This is a genomic window from Tamlana crocina (assembly GCF_012037625.1).
On record NZ_JAAVJS010000386.1, the window covers coordinates 1 to 393 of the forward strand.

At 38.7% G+C, this 393-nt stretch carries 1 protein-coding gene; it reads right to left on the bottom strand.

Features of this window, described 5'->3' with window-relative positions; all coding sequences use genetic code 11:
- Positions 1 to 393 (bottom strand): diacylglycerol/lipid kinase family protein (locus HC176_RS17250; protein ID WP_209309782.1); only part of this gene is annotated, 393 nt, incomplete at both ends.

A 393-nucleotide genomic window follows, 5' to 3' on the forward strand; every position in this document is an offset into this window, starting at 1 on the left:
TTCAGGAACATTAAAAATAAAAGAACCGGGATTATTTTTCACTTCAATTTCTTCATTGTCGTAGTTAAGCTCTACTTCATCATCAACGTGCAGATCTGTTCCCTGCCATTTTAATCTCAGTTCTTTCACCTTCCGCAGCTGTGCAAAATCCTCAAGGGGAATGTCTTTTTTGGATGGATCCAAAAGATGTTCAATATATCTCATCAACTTTTCTCTGCCATCTTCAGGAATTGCAACCAATTCAAATTCCCCGTCCCCGGTTTGAGCATTAGGGGCAAGTTCAAAATTGGGTCCAATATACCTGATGTTCATACATTCTAAAAGCAAATACTTCCCTGTGACCTCTTCCCCATCGGCAATAATAATAGCTTCTTTAGCCTCATAATCTTTAAC